Annotated in this window: 17 protein-coding genes and 1 pseudogene; 12 read left to right on the top strand and 6 right to left on the bottom strand. The window is 68.2% G+C overall.

Annotated elements, in window-relative coordinates:
- Positions 1 to 23: 23 nt before the first annotated feature.
- Positions 24 to 1769: a 2-isopropylmalate synthase gene (locus ACFVVI_RS26955; protein WP_387447380.1), complete on the bottom strand. Its 1746-nt coding sequence runs from the start codon at positions 1767 to 1769 to the stop codon at positions 24 to 26.
- A 181-nt stretch (positions 1770 to 1950) separates the two neighbouring features.
- Between ACFVVI_RS26955 and ACFVVI_RS26950 the strand changes: the two are divergent.
- Together ACFVVI_RS26950 and ACFVVI_RS26945 are read left to right on the top strand one after the other, a co-directional pair.
- A pseudogene (locus ACFVVI_RS26950) lies at positions 1951 to 2623 on the top strand (FadR/GntR family transcriptional regulator).
- On the top strand, positions 2620 to 3402 hold the full coding sequence (locus ACFVVI_RS26945; protein ID WP_387447379.1) for an ABC transporter ATP-binding protein: 783 nt from the start codon (positions 2620 to 2622) through the stop codon (positions 3400 to 3402). Before ACFVVI_RS26950 ends, ACFVVI_RS26945 begins: the two are co-directional and overlap by 4 nt.
- Here ACFVVI_RS26945 and ACFVVI_RS26940 read toward each other — a convergent pair.
- From ACFVVI_RS26940 to ACFVVI_RS26925, 4 genes are read right to left on the bottom strand one after another with little or no spacing between them, the layout of a single operon-like run.
- The gene (locus ACFVVI_RS26940) at positions 3369 to 4304 is read right to left on the bottom strand and encodes an ADP-ribosylglycohydrolase family protein (protein ID WP_387447463.1); all 936 of its coding nucleotides are present in this window, start codon (positions 4302 to 4304) and stop codon (positions 3369 to 3371) included. The genes ACFVVI_RS26945 and ACFVVI_RS26940 overlap by 34 nt on opposite strands.
- A 56-nt stretch (positions 4305 to 4360) precedes the next feature.
- Positions 4361 to 4570 (bottom strand): hypothetical protein, encoded by a 210-nt coding sequence (locus ACFVVI_RS26935; RefSeq protein ID WP_266289138.1) that lies wholly within the window; start codon positions 4568 to 4570, stop codon positions 4361 to 4363.
- A 19-nt stretch (positions 4571 to 4589) separates the two neighbouring features.
- Positions 4590 to 5120, bottom strand: coding sequence for a MepB family protein (locus ACFVVI_RS26930; RefSeq protein ID WP_387447378.1), 531 nt, complete (start codon positions 5118 to 5120; stop codon positions 4590 to 4592).
- Positions 5107 to 5613, bottom strand: a complete 507-nt coding sequence (locus ACFVVI_RS26925) for a hypothetical protein (RefSeq protein ID WP_387447377.1) — start codon at positions 5611 to 5613, stop codon at positions 5107 to 5109. The genes ACFVVI_RS26930 and ACFVVI_RS26925 overlap by 14 nt, the downstream gene beginning before the upstream one ends.
- Positions 5614 to 5725: 112 nt before the next feature.
- Between ACFVVI_RS26925 and ACFVVI_RS26920 the strand changes: the two genes are divergently transcribed.
- Positions 5726 to 6352, top strand: coding sequence for a maleylpyruvate isomerase family mycothiol-dependent enzyme (locus tag ACFVVI_RS26920; RefSeq protein ID WP_387447376.1), 627 nt, complete (start codon positions 5726 to 5728; stop codon positions 6350 to 6352).
- Positions 6353 to 6396: 44 nt separating this feature from the next.
- Entirely contained in the window at positions 6397 to 6921 is a 525-nt protein-coding gene (locus tag ACFVVI_RS26915; protein ID WP_378989977.1) for a DinB family protein, read from the top strand.
- Position 6922: 1 nt separating this feature from the next.
- On the opposite strand, the gene ACFVVI_RS26910 is transcribed toward ACFVVI_RS26915, so the two are convergent.
- A complete protein-coding gene (locus ACFVVI_RS26910) occupies positions 6923 to 7579 on the bottom strand; it encodes an HAD family hydrolase (RefSeq protein ID WP_378989976.1) in 657 nt (218 codons plus the stop codon).
- A 157-nt stretch (positions 7580 to 7736) separates the two neighbouring features.
- On the opposite strand from ACFVVI_RS26910, the gene ACFVVI_RS26905 reads away from it, so the two are divergent.
- The 8 genes from ACFVVI_RS26905 (at position 7737) to ACFVVI_RS26870 (ending at position 16951) form a co-directional block, all read left to right on the top strand.
- Positions 7737 to 8411: a PaaI family thioesterase gene (locus tag ACFVVI_RS26905; protein ID WP_387447375.1), complete on the top strand. Its 675-nt coding sequence runs from the start codon at positions 7737 to 7739 to the stop codon at positions 8409 to 8411.
- A 188-nt stretch (positions 8412 to 8599) separates the two neighbouring features.
- A complete protein-coding gene (locus tag ACFVVI_RS26900; RefSeq protein WP_379294396.1) occupies positions 8600 to 9376 on the top strand; it encodes a GntR family transcriptional regulator in 777 nt (258 codons plus the stop codon).
- Positions 9376 to 9603 carry a ferredoxin family protein gene (locus ACFVVI_RS26895; protein WP_056816936.1) on the top strand — a complete coding sequence of 76 codons (228 nt, stop codon included), beginning with the start codon at positions 9376 to 9378 and terminating at the stop codon, positions 9601 to 9603. Before ACFVVI_RS26900 ends, ACFVVI_RS26895 begins: the two co-directional genes overlap by 1 nt.
- Before the next feature lie 17 nt (positions 9604 to 9620).
- Positions 9621 to 11051, top strand: coding sequence for an ABC transporter substrate-binding protein (locus ACFVVI_RS26890; RefSeq protein WP_387447374.1), 1431 nt, complete (start codon positions 9621 to 9623; stop codon positions 11049 to 11051).
- The gene (locus tag ACFVVI_RS26885; RefSeq protein WP_378989971.1) at positions 11048 to 11980 is read left to right on the top strand and encodes an ABC transporter permease; all 933 of its coding nucleotides are present in this window, start codon (positions 11048 to 11050) and stop codon (positions 11978 to 11980) included. The genes ACFVVI_RS26890 and ACFVVI_RS26885 overlap by 4 nt, the downstream gene beginning before the upstream one ends.
- Positions 11977 to 12720 (top strand): ABC transporter ATP-binding protein, encoded by a 744-nt coding sequence (locus ACFVVI_RS26880; RefSeq protein WP_378989970.1) that lies wholly within the window; start codon positions 11977 to 11979, stop codon positions 12718 to 12720. Before ACFVVI_RS26885 ends, ACFVVI_RS26880 begins: the two co-directional genes overlap by 4 nt.
- Entirely contained in the window at positions 12717 to 15455 is a 2739-nt protein-coding gene (locus ACFVVI_RS26875; protein WP_387447373.1) for a fumarate reductase/succinate dehydrogenase flavoprotein subunit, read from the top strand. Before ACFVVI_RS26880 ends, ACFVVI_RS26875 begins: the two co-directional genes overlap by 4 nt.
- 245 nt (positions 15456 to 15700) lie before the next feature.
- Positions 15701 to 16951: a serine hydrolase domain-containing protein gene (locus tag ACFVVI_RS26870; protein ID WP_387447372.1), complete on the top strand. Its 1251-nt coding sequence runs from the start codon at positions 15701 to 15703 to the stop codon at positions 16949 to 16951.
- Positions 16952 to 16963 lie beyond the last annotated feature (12 nt).

The following is a 16963-nucleotide window of genomic DNA, read 5'->3' as shown; positions in this document are numbered from 1 at the left end:
ACAGGGCGACCGCCCCCATCGACCTATCCCGCCGCGTTGACGGCGTTCATCACCGCTGCCAGCGAGGCCGCGACGACCGAGGTGTCGCGACCGAATGCCCATCCGGTGCGGTCCGCCGCTCGGTACTCGACGTAGCTCACGGCGGTGCCTGCGGCGCCCTCGCCCACCGAATGCTGGGTCAGGCCGAGGATCTCGATGCGATAGCCTGCCTCGTCGAGTGCGGCGGTCAGTGCCTCGACCGGGCCCACCTCACGGTGCACCGAATGCCGTTCACTGCCGTGCGCGTCGAGGACGATCCCGGTGGCGCCGTCGGCGATCTGCCACCCCACCAGCGTGATTCGCTGATCGGAGACGGTGTAGGTCTGCTCGAACAGCGTGAACAGATCCTTGGCGGTGATCTCCGCGCCGGTGTCGTCGGTGTGTTCCTGCACCCGCTTCGCGAGGTCGATCTGCAGACGACGTGGCAGGTCCAGGCCATATTCGGCGTGCAGCAGGTAGGCGATACCGCCCTTGCCCGACTGGGAGTTGACCCGGATCACGGCGTCGTAGGAGCGGCCGAGGTCGGCGGGGTCGATCGGCAGATACGGTACCCGCCACTGTGATTCGCGCTCGGCGATGCCCTGGGCTGCTGCCCGCTCACGATGTTCGGCCATGCCCTTACCGATCGCGTCCTGATGGGTGCCGGAGAAGGCGGTGTGGACGAGATCGCCCACATACGGATGCCTCTCGTGCACGGGCAGGCGGGTGCAGTGTTCGACGGTGCGGCGGATCTCGTCGATGTCGGAGAAGTCGATCATCGGGTCGATACCCTGGGCGTGCAGATTCAGGGCCAGCGTGGCGATGTCGACGTTGCCGGTGCGTTCACCGTTGCCGAAGACGCAGCCTTCCACGCGTTGCGCGCCCGCGAGCACGGCCAGTTCGGCGCAGGCGATACCGGTCCCCCGGTCGTTGTGCGGGTGCACCGACAGGATCACGCCGTCGCGGCGTGCCAGGTTGCGGTGCATGTATTCGATCTGGTCGGCGTAGATGTTCGGGGTCGCGACCTCCACTGTCGCAGGCAGATTCAGCGTCACCGGACGCTGCGCGCTCGCCTGCCACAGGTCGGTGACCGCGTCGCAGATCTCGAGGGCGAAATCCGGTTCGGTCAGGTTGAACACCTCCGGCGAGAACTGGAAGCGCACGTGGGGCAGCTCGTCCGCCAGCTCCAGCACGTCGCGGGCACCGGCGACGATCAACTCGCGCAGTTGCGCACGATCCTTGCCGAGGACCACCTCCCGCCAGACCGGCGCGGTGGCGGTGTACAGGTGGATCACCACCTCGTTGGCGATACCGCGCACCGACTCGACGGTTCGTTCGATCAGGTCTCGCCGCGCCGGGGTGAACACGACCACGGTGACGTCCGGCGGGGCGATCGAGGTGTCGGCCAGCAGGCGCACGAAATCGAAGTCGGTCTGTGATGCGGACGGGTAGCCGACCTCGATCTCCTTGTAGCCCATGGCGATCAGGAGCTCGAAGAACCGGCGTTTGCGCGCCGGGTCCATCGGTTCGGCCAGCGCCTGATTGCCGTCACGCAGGTCGACGGGCACCCACAGGGGGGCGGTGGTCAGCCGCGCGTTCGGCCAGTCGCGGTGTCCGACAGCAACATCCACGCGCCGATGGACATCGCGATATCGAGACGAGGGCATTGCCGAGTGACGCTGGCGATTCCACGCGGGCGCGCCGTCGGCGACAGCGCCCGAGGGGGTGGTCAGGGTGGGGAATTCGGTCATGACTTGCTCTGCTTCCCGGCCCACTTCGGGCCACGAGACGACGGCGACCGGCCATGACGGAGCCCCACGGCGGGGCGGCCGGTCGGTCAGGCCCCGCCGTGGCGGCCGAGAAGAAGCGCGGTGTAGGTCATGATGGGTACACTTCTACCACAACTCCTCAGACAAGTAGAGAGGTTTGCCGGTGGTATCGCAGGTACGACGTCAGCCGCTTGCCGCACAAGCGGCTGAACTACTGCTCGCGCGGATCCGCGCGGGCGAATGGCCACTGGGTCATCGACTACCGGGTGAGACGCTGCTCGCCGCCCAGCTGGGGGTCGGCCGCTCGACGCTGCGCGAGGCGATCAGAGAGCTCGCGGGCAAAGGCGTGCTCGACAGCAGGCAGGGCTCCGGAGTCTTCGTCACCGCGCTCGACGTGTCCGAGGACTGGGACGTCGTGCTGCGCGGCGCCACCATCGCCGCGGTGATCGAGGCGCGCATCGCGATCGAGGCCGAGGCCGCCGCCCTCGCGGCACAACGGCGCACGCCTGCCGATCTGCGGGCCATCCGGCGCGCGCTGGCCGGTCGTCGTGCCGAGGGCCAGACCGTCGCCGCGCACGTCGATGCCGATATGGCTTTCCATCGCGCGGTGATCGTGGCCGCGCACAACGATGTGCTCACCCAGCTGTTCGACAGCTTCCTGCCGCGGCTGCGCCTGGCCATGATCGACATGCTCGAGTTGCGCCCGGTCCGCTCCGAGGAGGCCGACCACTGCGCGCACGAACAACTCGCCCAGGCGATCGCCGACCGAACTTCCACTGCCGCAGCGGAATTCAGCCGCACCCACCCTGTCCGCCCTGAAGGAGGCCTTCACATGACCGGCGCCCCCGTGATCGAGCTCGACGACGTGACCTTCCGGCGCGACGGCAAGAAGATCATCAACGGCATCTCACTGACCGTCCGGGCCGGTGAGCACTGGGCTCTGCTGGGCCCCAACGGCGCGGGCAAGAGCACGCTGCTCGGCTTCTGTGGCGCGGTCACCTTCCCCACCACCGGCGCGGTGCGGGTGCTCGGCGAACAGTTCGGCCGGGTGGAGCTGGCCCGGCTGCGACGCTCGATCGGCCACGTCAACCCACGCCATCCGCTGCGCTATGCCCTCACCGTGCGCGAGGTCGTCCTCACCGGTATCACCGGCACCATCGATACCCCGATGCGCTGGTCGCCGACCTCCGGGGACCTCGCCCGTGCCGACGCGATCATCGACACCCTCGGCCTGTCCGGCAAGGCCGACGACAGCTGGCCCACCCTGTCCCAGGGCGAACGCGGCCGCACCCTCATCGCCCGCGCCCTGATCAGCGACCCCGATGTCCTGCTCCTGGACGAACCGTCCACCGGCCTCGATCTGGCCGCGCGCGAGCAACTCCTCACCACCATCGACACCCTCGATCGCACCCACCCCGAGGTCGCCTCGATCCTGGTCACCCATCACCTCGAGGAACTCCCCAGCACCACCACCCACGCCCTCCTCATCGCGAACGGCCACACCGTCGCCGCGGGCCTCGCCACCGACGTCATCACCACCGACCACGTCTCCACCGCCTTCGCCCACCCGATCGAAGTCCGCTACGACGGCCGCTGGAGCGCCCGCGCCCGCTGACCACCGGATGCCCACTCGGGCAACGCTTCGCGCGCCGCGAGCCACTCCTGCGGGATCCCGCGGGTCGTGCCACGGTCCCCGACACCGGTGTGGGCAGCCACGATCCCGCCGACGATCGCGGCGGTGGTGTCGACGTCGCCACCGGCTTCCACACAAGCGGTGACGGCGCGCGGATAGTCCACGAGGTAGGTGGCGGCGGCCCACAAGGCGAAGGGCACCGTGTCCTGAGCGCTGACCCGGGCGCCGTTGCCGAGTTCGTAGGCCGCTTCGGCTACGGTTCGGCCGAGCAGCTCTCGAGCTCGACGGATTCCGTGCGCGGGGCGCCCGTCGACCAGATACGGTTCGACGGCCCGCAGCAATTCATCTGGCGCGCAGCCCTTTCCCCGTGTTCGCGCAGCGTGCGCGGCGGCAACCGCCACTGCCATCGCTCCCACGATCGCTTCCGGGTGCCGATGGGTGATCTCGGCGGACAGCGCCGCCTGCACCGCGGCCAGATCGGGATTTCCGGCGAAATGCGCGCCGAGCGGCGCGACTCGCATCGCGGCCCCGTTTCCCCACGATCCACTCTCACCGAAGACAGCACCGGCCGCCTCGCCCCATGGACGCCCGTCTCGAATCTCGTGCAGCACAACAACTGTGCCCGGCCCGTAGCCACGATACGGTTCGCACCGCTGCGCGAACGCGCCCGCGAGGACATCACGATCCACGTGGCCACGTTCACGGATTTCCGCATACACCGAACACGCCATTTCGGTGTCGTCGGTCCATGGCCATGGCGCCGACGGCGGTCGACCCGCGAGAAGATCAGGAACAGAACGACCGGGAACGAAGAACTGCGCACCCAGCGCATCACCAACAGATAAGCCTTGAAGGCTGTCGAAAGCGGGATCGGAATTCGGCATGCTGGGCGTAATCATTGCTCACCCTGGGCAAACGACGCAACACGATCTCCGGTCGGTCAGACCAGCTCGACCTCGTCGAATCCGACGGTCAGCTTGTGTCGGCGCTCGCGCAGGACATTCCCCTCACGGTGGACGGTTCCCTCCCCGAACTCGATTCTCAGCTCCGCGCGCCGCGCGTCGACCTCCCGGACAACCCCGCAGATGCCGCTGAACGGACCTGCCGGAAAATACACGACATCGCCCGGCCCGTAGTCGGTGAACCCCACGGCGCCACTGTAATTCACGTCAGCGGGCATCGCCTTTGTGTGATGGGACAAAGGGGGGAAGGATCGGTTCGTAGAGGTTGCGAGCGCGCCGCCGGTCGGCGTTGTCGAGATCGAGAAAGTAGGCGGACTGCCACTGCTGTGACTGCTGCGCTTGCTTGTTCCGGGTCGCGGACCACGGCGGGTACAGGCGGAACCCGCGTTTGCCGCCACGGCCGGCTACGGAAACGATGCCGTGTTCGACGAGGGCGTTCCGCGGGAAGACGAACTGTCCGACCCGCGATTCCTCGCGAACGGTGATCACCAGGAGGTCGACACCGTCCTCCACGGCGAACGGCTCGGTCGAGCCGTCCTCGGCACGCTGCCACACGGATACGAACAGACCCGGCTTCGCCGGAGTCCGCTTGCCCACCCGAAATCTCACCGAGCCACGACCGACCTCGGCCACGGATGCTCCGTACTCCGCGTTCTGCGTCTCGGGAACCGTGGCCGACATGTCCAGTCCCAGCTGGGCGATGAGGGTTCGGGCCGCGAGAAGTTCAGAGTGCGTCATCCGAGCTTTCGAAGTCGGGATCGAAGTCGGGATCGAAGTTGTCGAGGAGTTCGTCGGCCCGGGAGAGGGCTTGGTCCAGTTCGTCGGTGACGGTGTCGAGCACAGACATGCCGTCGAGCATCCCGGACAGTTCGGAGTGCAGGGCGTGGAGTTCGGCGATGGCGGGGTCGACGGTGGTCCAGGCGACGGTGTCGGACCACCAGGTGTCGCGTTGGATCCAGGACCAGACGATATCGCGGACCAGCAGGGCATCGGTGGTGAACAGCTGACGGTGTTCGGCGCCGGTGGTGTGCTCGAGTTCGTAGGTGCCGTCGTCGAGGTAGCGCGCCTGGATGGAGTCGGCCGGAGTGCGTGTGAGGAGGAGGAAGGGGTGCTCGGGGGCCGGATCGGTGGCGGCGGCGCCGGGTCGGGCGGGGTCGACGGGGTGTGGCTGCGCCGAGCCGTCACCGACGTGGACTACGACTTCGGGCTGGTCGTCGCGCTGGGCACCCATCGGGCCAGTGTGCCGGATCGGCGAACATCGCGAACAGCCGGACCGATGAATCGGTGACGCGTACAGCGTCTACATCGACAGCAGGTTTTCTGTCGACAGAGAGGCTCCACCAGTGCACGAAAACGAAGTCAGGGCCGAGACCGCACGGCAGCGTGCGGAGACGGCGGAGTTCTTGGCGGGCTTGGACGAGGCCGCCTGGGACGCGCCGACACTGTGCGCCGGCTGGCGGGTGCGCGAGGTCGCCGCACACCTGAGCATGCCGTACCGGACCTCGCTACCGCGTTTCGTCCTCGGCATGATCGCCGCGCGCGGCAACTTCGATCGCCTGGCCGACCGCGCGGCCCGCGAGGACGCCGCCCGGTTGAGCACCGCCGAGTTGGTCGCCGCCATCGGCGACAACACCGGGCACCCGTGGAAGCCACCGGGCGGCGGCTTCGCGGGCGCGCTGAGCCACGATGTGATCCACGGCCTCGACATCACCGTCGCGCTCGGCCACGCCGATCCGGTTCCCCTCGACCGCATGCGCATGGTGCTGGCAGCGCTGAACCCACGCACGGCCAAGTACTTCGGTGTCGACCTCGCGGGAATCGCCTTGCGCGCAGACGATCTCGACTTCAGCTACGGCGAAGGCGAGGTGCTGTCGGGACGTGCGCAGGATCTGCTGCTCGTGCTCTGCGGGCGAAAACTTCCCCCGGGCCGTCTCGATGGCGAGTCCGCGGCCCGATTCACCGGCCACTGACAATCGAGCTGCGCCACAGCACGACGGCGGGTAGCCTCGCACCGATGACGTGGACAGCTCCCGAGCTAGAGCCGACCAGAACTCTGGTCGGCGCGGACGAGCGGCCGATGTTGCAGTCCTGGTTGGACTTTCATCGCCAGACCCTGCTCGGCAAATGTGGTGGACTCGACGGTGAACAGCTCGCCGCGCGCTCGGTGGAGCCGTCCTCGCTGTCGCTACTCGGCCTCGTCCGGCATCTCACCGAGGTGGAGCGAGGCTGGTTCCGGACCTCCGCCGCGGGCGAGGAGGTCGAACCGGTCTACAGCTGCGAGGCCGAGCCCGACGCCGATTTCGACGACCTCGCCTCGCTACCCGCCGAGGCGGTGTTCGCGGCCTTTCACGCCGAGGTCGCCGCCTGTGACGCCGCCGTCGCCGAACTCTCCCTCGATCACGTGTTCCACGTGCCGTGGCGCAGCGACGAGTACACGTTGCGCTGGGTGTATCTGCACATGATCGAGGAATACGCCCGCCACAACGGCCACGCCGACCTGCTGCGCGAGCGGATCGACGGCGTCACCGGCAGCTTCTGAGTCAGGCGGCGCCGGTCACGACGCCCGGGGTGAGCTGGTCGAGATCGTCGATGACGGTGTCGGCCAGGGCGAGGGCGTCGGGCAGCGGCGGGAACTCCGGGCGCGGCGCCGCGATCAGGCGCATCCCGGCGTTGTGGGCGGAGCGCAGACCATTGGTCGAATCCTCCACGGCGGTACAGTCGTTCGGCTCCACGCCGAGTCGCTGCGCGACGGTGAGGTAGACGTCGGGTGCGGGTTTGCCGCGTCCGACTTCCTCGGTGGACAGCACCACGGTGAAATAGTCGAGCAATCCGGACTTCGCGAGCACCAGATCGATCAAGGTGGCAGGTGACGAGCTGGCCAGGCCGAGTTTCCAGGAACCCGCGCACCGCCGCACCGCGTCGACCGCGCCGGGCAGCAGCGGGACGTGGTGGGCGTACTTGTCGGCCATCAGGTCGATGACGGCGGCAGCCACCTCGTCGGCCGGTTCGGCCACGCCCAGCTCGTCGGCCAGGTACGACGACCACTCGACGGTGTTCATCCCCATCATCTTCTTCTGCGAATCCGGTTGCCACCGGCCACCTTTGAGGACCACGTACTCGTGCCTGACCTGTTCCCAGATCGGCTCGGAATCGATCAGCACGCCGTCCATATCGAACACAACCGCCGCGATACCCATGCGTTCAGCCTTTCGCCGCTCACCCGGAGGGGCACCACCAGTTGGTGCGCCGACGCTCCGGTACGTAGGACCTGCTCGGTGATCGGGATCCAGCCTAGTTGACCCGACACCGATCCCCGGCGCGAACATCCAGCTCGGCAGCGATAACGTGTTGCATATGGACGATACACAGGTCGGCAACTCGCTCCCGGACGAGAAGCATCACGAAGGCGGATTCCGGCCGGTTGCCGAGCTGATCCAGGCACGCAAGAACCGCGGCACCGACAACACCGTGGGTGGACCGCACTACGGCGAGCTGATCGATCAGGTCCGCGCGCTGATGGACCGGGCGCGGCTGGTCAACCCCTCCGACGAGCTCGCCAAAGAGGCCATCGCCACTCTCGAACAGCTCAACGCCCGCCTCGACGAGGCCGTGGTGGACGAGTGGTCCTCGCCCAGCTGGACCCGGACCGACCTGCCTGCGCGGGGCAACATCACGCTGCCGCCGTACACGGTGGTCAGCGGAGACCGCGACGGTGTCATCGCGAAGGTCACCTTCCGCACCTTCCACCTGGGCGGCAACAACGCCGCCCACGGTGGCCACATCGCACTCGCCTTCGACGACATCATCGGCATGACCGCCGCGCTGTCCACCAGGTCGGTGACCCGCACGGCCTCGCTCACCTTGGACTACCGCTCGATCACGCCCCTCAATCGCGAGCTGACGGTGCGCGCGTGGACCGAACGCGTCGAGGGCCGCAAGGTGTACCTGCGGGCGACGCTGCACGACGGCGAGCGGTTGTGCGCCGAGGCGAAGGGTCTGTTCATCGTGCTCAATCCCGGCCAGCCGTGACTGCGCGCCGACATTGCGATCGACGTGATCGCAATGTCGGCCGTACGGTCCGAGGTGGCGCAATAGCGGTTTCTCCGCGGATACCCGCAGGTCGTGTGAGCCGCCACCCGGCGTAGAAACATCCGCTGAATTCCCCCCGCGATCGCGGCGCACGGAGCGCCGCGTAATCGCCGCTATCGTCGCTGTTCATGCAGGTCAGCGAGAAAACAGGGGCTACGGAGCCCACCCCGATCCGCGGTCAGCGCGCCGATCGGGCGCGCCGGGTCGCCGATATCCTGCGCCACCAGATCCTGGCGGGCGCGGTGGCGGGTACGGTGCCCGGCGAGCAGGAGCTCGCCGCCGAGCACGGCACCTCCCGCAATACCGTGCGCGAAGCGCTGGCGCTGCTACGCGACGAGGGACTCATCGATCGCGCCCCGAAGCTCGGCACCCGGGTCGCCGCCCGCAAGTTCGACCACGGCCTCGATGCCCTGCTCGGACTACAGGAGACGCTCAAAGGGCACGGCACCGTCCGCAACGAGGTCAGGGCCGCCACCACCATCACCGCTCCCCCGGCCGTCGCGCGCCGGCTCGAGCTGGCGCCGGGCGACAAGGTCGTCTACATCGAACGCCTGCGGTTTCTCGCCGATCTGCCGCTGAGCCTCGACCTCACCTATCTCGCGCCCGATGTGGGCGCTGAAGTGCTCGCCCACGATCTCGAGACCACCGACGTGTTCGTGCTCCTCGAACAGGTCACCGGCCGGTCGCTGGGCGCCGCCGACCTCGCACTGGAAGCTGTCGCGGCCGACCCGCACACCGCGACCACTCTGGACACCCCGGCCGGTGCGCCGCTGCTGATGCTCGAACGCCTCACCCACCTCGACGACGGCCGCCCCGTCGACCTCGAATACATCCGCATGCGCGGTGACCGCATCACGATGCGCGGCAGCCTCACCCGCAGCACCCCCGAATGGAAGGTCCTGTAATGGCACTGGTTCCCCAGCGCGCCGACGTCCCGGTGACGATCGACGAATCACTGTGCATCACCGGCTGCACCCTCTGCGTGGACATGTGTCCGCTCGATTCCCTTGCCATCCACGATGATTCGGGCAAGGCCTACATGCACGTCGACGAGTGCTGGTACTGCGGGCCGTGCGCGGCCCGCTGCCCCACCGGCGCCGTCACCGTCAACATGCCCTATCTGCTCCGCTGAAACCGGGAATCCCACGCATGAAGATCACTCGATTCGCCCCTGTCGCTTTGGCTCTCGCGCTCACCACGGCCGGCTGCTCGCTCGAAAGTTCCGACGCCGCACCGGCGGGCACCGTCAAGGTCGTCATCGGCTACCAGTCCAAGACCATCAACACCGTCACCGCGGGCACGCTGCTCAAAGCGCAGGGTTACCTGGAGCAGCGGCTACAGAAGATCACCGATGGTGGTGGCGCGAAATACCAGGTGGAGTGGCAGGACTACGACACCGGAGCACCGATCACCGCCCAGATGGTGGCGGAGAAGATCGATATCGGCTCGATGGGCGACTACCCGTTGCTGATCAACGGATCTCGTACGCAGGCCAACGAACGCGCACGGACCGAGCTGGTGTCGATCACCGGCTACAACCCCAAGGGCGCGCTGAACATGGTGGTGGTGCCCAACGACTCACCCGCTCGTTCGCTGACCGATCTGGCCGGGCAGAAGATCTCGGCCAGTGTGGGTTCGGCGGGCCACGGCACCCTGGTGCAGGCCCTGAGCCGGGCCGGGATCGACCCGGCCAAGGGTGTGGAAGTACTCAACCAGCAGCCACAGGTCGGGGCGACCGCGCTGGAATCGCATCAGGTGGGCGCGCTTTCGCAGTTCGTGGCGTGGCCGGGTCTGCTCGTGCAGCAGAACAAGGCCAAGCTGCTCTATGACGGTGCGGAGCTGAACGTGCCGACTTTCCACGGCGTGGTCGCTCGCCGTGCGTACGCGGCCGATCATCCGGAGGTATTGCAGGCGTTCCTCGCCGCGCAGTTGGATGCGACCGCGTTCCTGAACGAGAAGCCGTTCGAGGCAGCGGATCTCGTCGCGAAGGGTTCCGGCCTGCCACAGGAGGTCGTGTACCTCTACAACGGCCCTGGCGGTACCAGTTTCGACACCACGCTCAAGGCGAACCTGATCGCGGCGTTCAAGGATGACGTGAACTACCTGAAGTCGATCGGCGATTTCGCCGATCTCGACATCGACGCCTTCGTGCAGGACGGACCGTTGCGCAAAGCCTTCGCCGAGACCGGTCGTACGACCTACGACACCGAACTCGCGTCGGGGGTCAATCCGAGCAAGGTGACCGGCACCGATCCGATCTGCGCTGCGCCGGTGAGTGATCCGGCACTGGCCGGCGAGATCTGGGTCGACGGCGCGGACAAGCCCCAACCCGCCGCGAACCCTGTGTGCTTGTTGCGGGCGGTGCAGGCAGCGAAGGCACAGGGCAAGACGATTCGCGCGGTCTATGTTCCCGATGCCGAACTGGGTACTCGCTGGTTCGCGGACAAGGCCATCTGGTTGCGCGAGAGCGCGCAGTACCTGCCGTTCACCACGCAGGCAGCGGCCGACCGCTACCGCGCCACCCATCCCGCCGCCGCACCGGTCTCCTATGCGCAGGCCGTGACGGAAGTCCGCGGATGAGCACGGTCTCCGGGCAGGTCGGACGGACTGCCGACGCGACCGAATTGCGCACTGCCACTGCCGGTGCGGCGAATGCCGCGGGCAGCAGACCTGGCGTCGCGGGCGGCGAGCCCGCCGATGCCGCCGCCCTGCACGACGACATCGCGCCCGTCAGATCGGTCTGGGTGTCGCGGACGATCCGGGTCGCCTCGGTGGCGGCGGCGATCGGCCTGTGGCAGTTGCTCACCGCGGGCGATGTCCGCGCGGGCCTCCGGTTCGACACCTTGCCGACGGTGACCGAGATCGTGGCCGAGTTCGGCGAACATCTCGGGACCGGGCAGTACTACCTCGATGTGGCGCAGTCGCTGATCCGGATCGTCACCGGATTCGGTCTGGCCGCGGTCGTCGGTGTGCTGGCCGGCATCGGGCTCGGCCGGTCGCGACTGCTCGCGGATGTGTTCGGATCGCTGGCCGAGCTGATCCGGCCGATTCCGGCGATCGCGCTGGTGCCGGTGGCGATCCTGCTGTTCCCCAGCGACGAGTCCGGCATCGTGTTCATCACGTTCACCGCGTCGCTGTTCCCGGTGCTGGTGAGCACCAGGCATGCCACGCGGGCGCTGCCGACCATCTGGGAGGACGCGATCCGCACGCTCGGCGCGTCGCGGCGCGAGGTGCTGACCAGGGTCGTCGTGCCCGGCATCCTGCCCGGGGTGTTCAGCGGGTTGTCGGTGGGAATGGGGGTGGCCTGGATCTGCCTGATCTCGGCGGAGATGATCTCCGGGCGGCTCGGCATCGGCTACCGCACCTGGCAGTCCTACACCATCGTCGACTACCCGGCCGTGTTCGTCGGGATGATCACCATCGGTGTGCTCGGTTTCCTCACCTCCGGAATCGTCGAACTGGCAGGCCGCCGGGTGACCCGCTGGCTGCCGCGAGAGGTTGCCTCATGACCACGACCACTGCCGCGCCCGCCGTCTCGGTCGGCATGCGATTGGACCTCGAGTCCGTGCGGATCAGCTACGGCCGCAAAACCGTGGTGCACGACCTCGATCTGACGGTCGCGGCCGGGGAGATCCTCGTCCTGGTCGGCAAATCCGGCTGCGGCAAGTCGACCCTGTTGCGCGCGATCGCCGGGCTGCGCAAGCCCGCTGCCGGGGTCATCCGCGCCGATGCGGACGCTGTCACCGGTCCGTCGGCCGATCGCGCGCTGGTGTTCCAGGACGACGCGCTGCTGCCGTGGCGCACCGCGCGCGCCAATATCGATCTGGCGCTGCGCCTTCGGGGCGTCTCCCGCAGCGACCGTGCGGCACGGTCGCTGCGCTGGCTCGACGAGGTCGGGCTCAGCGGCTACGCCGACTATCTGCCGCGCGATCTGTCCGGCGGGATGCGCCAACGGGTTCAGCTCGCCCGCAGCCTGGCGGGCTCGCCGCGCGCGGTGCTCATGGACGAGCCGTTCGGCGCGCTCGACAGCCAGACCCGTGCGGAGATGCAGCGTCTGCTGGTCGAGACCTGGCGCGCACACCCGACCACGATCGTTTTCGTCACCCACGACCTCGACGAAGCCCTGCTGCTCGGCGACCGGATCGCCGTACTCGGCGCGGGTTCGCTGCGCGCGGTCGTCGAGGTACCCGACCCGCGCGAACCGGTGGACCGGAGCGCCCTGCGGGCCCGAATCCTGGAGACTCTGTGAACATTCCCGAACTGTCGGACCGCGTTCGCCTCGACTGCGATGTGCTCGTCATCGGCGGCGGCACCGCGGGCACCATGGCCGCGCTCACCGCCGCCGAGTCCGGCGCGAACGTGCTGCTGCTCGAGAAGGCGCATGTACGCCATTCGGGCGCACTGGCCATGGGCATGGACGGTGTGAACAACGCCGTCATCCCCGGCAAGGCCGAGCCGGAGGACTACGTCGCCGAGATCACCCGCGCCAACGACGGCATCGTCGACCAGCGCACCGTGTATCAAACGGCGACAAGGGGTTTCGCGATGGTGCAGCGCCTCGAGCGGTACGGGGTGAAGTTCGAGAAGGACGAGTACGGCGAGTACGCGGTGCGCCGAGTGCATCGGTCGGGGTCGTATGTGCTGCCGATGCCCGAGGGCAAGGACGTCAAGAAGGCGCTCTATCGCGTACTGCGCCAACGCACGATGCGCGAGAAGATCCGCATCGAGAATCGGCTGATGCCGGTGCGGGTGCTCACCGCCGGCGGGCGCGCGGTGGGCGCGGCCGCGTTGAACACGCGCACCGGCGAATTCGTCGAGGTGGCCGCGAAAGCGGTCATTCTGGCGACGGGCCCCTGCGGTCGGCTCGGCCTGCCCGCGTCGGGCTACCTCTACGGCACCTACGAGAACCCCACCAACGCCGGTGACGGCTACTCGATGGCCTACCACGCCGGCGCTGAACTCTCGGGTATCGAGTGCTTCCAGATCAACCCGCTGATCAAGGACTACAACGGTCCCGCCTGCGCGTATGTGGCCAACCCGTTCGGCGGGTACCAGGTCAACGCCGAGGGGGAACGCTTCGTCGACTCCGACTACTGGTCGGGGCAGATGATGGCCGAAGTGAAGCAGGAGATCGAATCCGCGCGCGGGCCCATCTATCTCAAGGTCTCGCACCTGCCCGACGAGACGCTGTCGACGCTCGAATCGATTCTGCACACCACCGAGCGGCCGACTCGCGGGACTTTCCACGCCAACCGTGGCCACGACTACCGCACCCACGATATCGAGATGCACATCTCCGAGATCGGTTTGTGCGGTGGACATTCCGCGTCGGGCGTGTGGGTGGACGAGAACGCGCGAACCACCGTGCCGGGCCTGTACGCGGCGGGCGATCTGGCCTGCGTGCCACACAACTACATGATCGGGGCGTTCGTCTACGGCGATCTGGCCGGCGCGCACGCGGCCTCCACCCTGGCCGAACTCGATACCCCTGCCGAACTGCCCGAGGATCAGCTCGCCGAAGCACACGAATTGATCTACCGGCCGTTGCGTCAGCCCGAAGGCCCGCCGCAGCCGCAGGTCGAGTACAAGCTGCGCCGGTTCGTGAACGACTATGTGGCGCCGCCGAAAACGGCCGCCAAGCTGTCGATCGCCGTCGAGACCTTCGAGCGGATGCGCGCCGAAGTCGACGGGATCGGCGCGCAGACACCCCACGAACTCATGCGTGCCGTCGAAGTGCAGTTCATTCGCGATTGCGCCGAGATGGCCTCGCGCAGTTCCCTCACGCGGACAGAGTCGCGCTGGGGCCTCTATCACGACCGCGCGGATCTGCCCGATCGCGACGACGAGTCGTGGAACTTCCATTTGAACCTGCGCAAGACCGTCGGCGGCGAGATGGAATTCGTCAAGCGATCGGTGGCGCCGTATCTGGTGCCGGTGCCCGGTCTCGATGATGTGCCGTCGGCCGAGCCGATCGTCGAGGTGATCGCCCAACCCGAGCTGGTGGGAACGCGAGCGCCGCAACGCGAAGCCCCGGTGCGGAGCGAGGCGGCGCCGGTGTCGCCGTCCTCGCCTCGACTGGTAACTTTGCTCGCGCTGGATTCCCCTGTGGTCGAGGATCTTTCGAGCTACCTCACCGATCCCGATCCGGTGGTGCGGGTGGCCGCGCTGTCGGTGCTCACCGAGAACACCCCGGACGGATTCGGCGATGAGCTGATCCGGGCGCTGGGCGATGAGGCCGCTTCGGTGCGCCGGGCGGCCACCGAGAGTCTGCGGGAACTGGTAGAGGTGCTGGCGGGAGCCGGTGCGCTGAGTGAGTATCTCGGCTCCCCCGATCCCCTCGTCCGCGCGACCGTCGTCGATCTGCTGCGGGCGTTGCGGGCCGGGTCTGCCTCGGAATACCGTGCCGCACTGGGCGATACCGATCATCGCGTCAGGATCGAGGCGGTGCGCGCACTGGTCTCGCTCGACGACGCCGATGCGGTGTCCACGATCGCGGGCGATGTCAACCGTGAGGTCCGCATCGCGGTCGCACACGGACTCGCCTCGATCGGGAGCGGCGGCGTGGAGGTGATCCGCGTGCTGGCGGGCGATCCCGATCCACTGGTCCGCGCTGCCGCCCTCACCGCCTACGCCGCACTGGGTACCACGGAGGTTGATGTCGCCGAACTCACTGCGGCACTGCGGCATTCCGCCTGGCAGGTGCGTGTCGGCGCGGCGCGCGGGCTGGCGGGTTCGACCCCGGAGACGGGCGTGGTGCCGTTGAGTGAGGCGCTCACCGACCGTCACCTCGATGTGCGCAAGGCGGCGGTACTGGCCCTGTCCACCTGGCCGGGGAGTGCCACCGCCCTCGACGCGCTCGAGTCGGCGATCACCGATCCCGACGCCGACGTCCGCGCCTACGCCCGCCGCGCGGTGACCGCCGCGGGTCGCACCCCGGTCGACGCTGTTCGCGCCGACGCGGAACTGACCGAGGCCAGGGCATGATCAGCAACTCGCCGGGGCGGTGCCGCAGCGCGAATGCGCCACGATCGTCGCTGCTGCGGGCGGGTGGCGGCGGGTCCGGCGCGCAGCGGTCGACCGCCGAGGAGTACCTCGGTGACCGGGCGGCCGAGACCGATGATCCCGGTCGTCGCACGCCGGGTTTCGCGGACCCGGCGACGTCGCTGTGCCACCGTTCACCCGACAGCGCGCTCAGGATTATCACAGGTCACCGTCGGTAGGCTGGCCCGATGAGCGCACTTCCTGCCACCCTGGTGAGGGTCACCGACAACCTGGACGCGGTGACGACGATCGGCCACGAGGACGATCCGGCCGACGTCGGGTCCTCGCGGGCCGACGTCGAGGCGATCTGGGCGTCGGTGCGCAGGTGGTACGCGATGGGCACGACGCCCGCCATCCAGGTGTGTCTGCGCCGCAACGGCGGGATCGTGCTGAACCGGACGATCGGGCACGGCTGGGGCAACGCACCGAGCGACAGCCCGGATGCCGAGAAGATCCTGGCGACGCCGGAGACGCTGTTCTGCGGGTTCTCCACCGCGAAGGGCGTCGCCGCCACGCTGATGTTCATGCTCATCGAACAGGGCGCGTTCGGGCTGGAAGACCGGGTGGCCGACTACATTCCCGAGTTCGCGGCCCACCGCAAAGGCGTGATCACCGTCGGCGATGTGCTGTCGCATTCGGCGGGTATTCCGTTCATCACCGCACCGCACAGCGGAACCGCGGCGGTCCTCGACGAGGAACTCGCCCTCGCCGCTCTCACCGACCTGGTGCCGAGCTGGGCGCCCGGCCGTTTTCGCGTCTACCATGCGCTGACCAGCGGGTTGATCCAGCGCCTGCTGGTCCAGCGCGCCACCGGCAAGCGGATGCGCGAACACCTCGCCGAACAGGTGCTGACCCCACTGGGCTTCCGCTGGAACAACTTCGGCGTCGATCCCGCCGATGTCGACAAGGTCGTGCCGAGCGTCAAGACCGGCCCACCCCAACCGCGCCTGGCCCGATTCCTGGCGAACAAGGCCCTGGGCGGTCATCTGGACAAGGCGTCGAAGGCGACCAATGACGCTTTCCTGGCCGCCGAACTCCCCTCCGGCAACCTGGTCACCACCGCCTACGAACTCTCCCGCTTCTACGAAATCCTCGCGCGTGGTGGCGAATTGGACGGCACGAGAATCATCGGGGCCGGTACGTTGCGCGACGCGATCGCCCCCGCCGACCGCATGCTCGGGCTGGCCGGTCGCGTCAGCCGCGCCGGATTCGAGCTCGGCGCCCGCCGGTCCAAGTTCGGCCGCGACACCGGGTCGCACTTCGGTCGCAGCGGTCTCACCACTCAGTACGGCTGGGCCGACCCCGATCGTGGCCTGTCGGGTGCCATTCTGACCAACGGCAAAGCGAGCACCGACCTCGATCGTCCGTGGCAGCTGGTCGCCCAGATCTCCGGCACCCTGGGCCCACTGCCGCCCGCCGGTCGGCTCTTCCGGCCCTGACCGGACGAGCGA

It is taken from the genome of Nocardia sp. NPDC058114, assembly GCF_042884695.1.
Lineage (GTDB): Bacteria > Actinomycetota > Actinomycetes > Mycobacteriales > Mycobacteriaceae > Nocardia.
The sequence above is the reverse complement of the archived record's forward strand: the minus strand, read 5'-3'. Positions and strand labels throughout refer to the sequence as shown.

What these genes read in the sequence shown, in the direction of transcription:
- ACFVVI_RS26955 (WP_387447380.1), bottom strand. Translation starts at nt 1,769, where the DNA reads ATGACCGAATTCCCCACCCTGACCACCCCCTCGGGCGCTGTCGCCGAC.
- ACFVVI_RS26945 (WP_387447379.1), top strand. Translation starts at nt 2,620, where the DNA reads ATGACCGGCGCCCCCGTGATCGAGCTCGACGACGTGACCTTCCGGCGC.
- ACFVVI_RS26940 (WP_387447463.1), bottom strand. Translation starts at nt 4,304, where the DNA reads ATGCCGAATTCCGATCCCGCTTTCGACAGCCTTCAAGGCTTATCTGTT.
- ACFVVI_RS26930 (WP_387447378.1), bottom strand. Translation starts at nt 5,120, where the DNA reads ATGACGCACTCTGAACTTCTCGCGGCCCGAACCCTCATCGCCCAGCTG.
- ACFVVI_RS26925 (WP_387447377.1), bottom strand. Translation starts at nt 5,613, where the DNA reads ATGGGTGCCCAGCGCGACGACCAGCCCGAAGTCGTAGTCCACGTCGGT.
- ACFVVI_RS26915 (WP_378989977.1), top strand. Translation starts at nt 6,397, where the DNA reads ATGACGTGGACAGCTCCCGAGCTAGAGCCGACCAGAACTCTGGTCGGC.
- ACFVVI_RS26910 (WP_378989976.1), bottom strand. Translation starts at nt 7,579, where the DNA reads ATGGGTATCGCGGCGGTTGTGTTCGATATGGACGGCGTGCTGATCGAT.
- ACFVVI_RS26905 (WP_387447375.1), top strand. Translation starts at nt 7,737, where the DNA reads ATGGACGATACACAGGTCGGCAACTCGCTCCCGGACGAGAAGCATCAC.
- ACFVVI_RS26900 (WP_379294396.1), top strand. Translation starts at nt 8,600, where the DNA reads ATGCAGGTCAGCGAGAAAACAGGGGCTACGGAGCCCACCCCGATCCGC.
- ACFVVI_RS26895 (WP_056816936.1), top strand. Translation starts at nt 9,376, where the DNA reads ATGGCACTGGTTCCCCAGCGCGCCGACGTCCCGGTGACGATCGACGAA.
- ACFVVI_RS26890 (WP_387447374.1), top strand. Translation starts at nt 9,621, where the DNA reads ATGAAGATCACTCGATTCGCCCCTGTCGCTTTGGCTCTCGCGCTCACC.
- ACFVVI_RS26885 (WP_378989971.1), top strand. Translation starts at nt 11,048, where the DNA reads ATGAGCACGGTCTCCGGGCAGGTCGGACGGACTGCCGACGCGACCGAA.
- ACFVVI_RS26880 (WP_378989970.1), top strand. Translation starts at nt 11,977, where the DNA reads ATGACCACGACCACTGCCGCGCCCGCCGTCTCGGTCGGCATGCGATTG.
- ACFVVI_RS26870 (WP_387447372.1), top strand. Translation starts at nt 15,701, where the DNA reads ATGAGCGCACTTCCTGCCACCCTGGTGAGGGTCACCGACAACCTGGAC.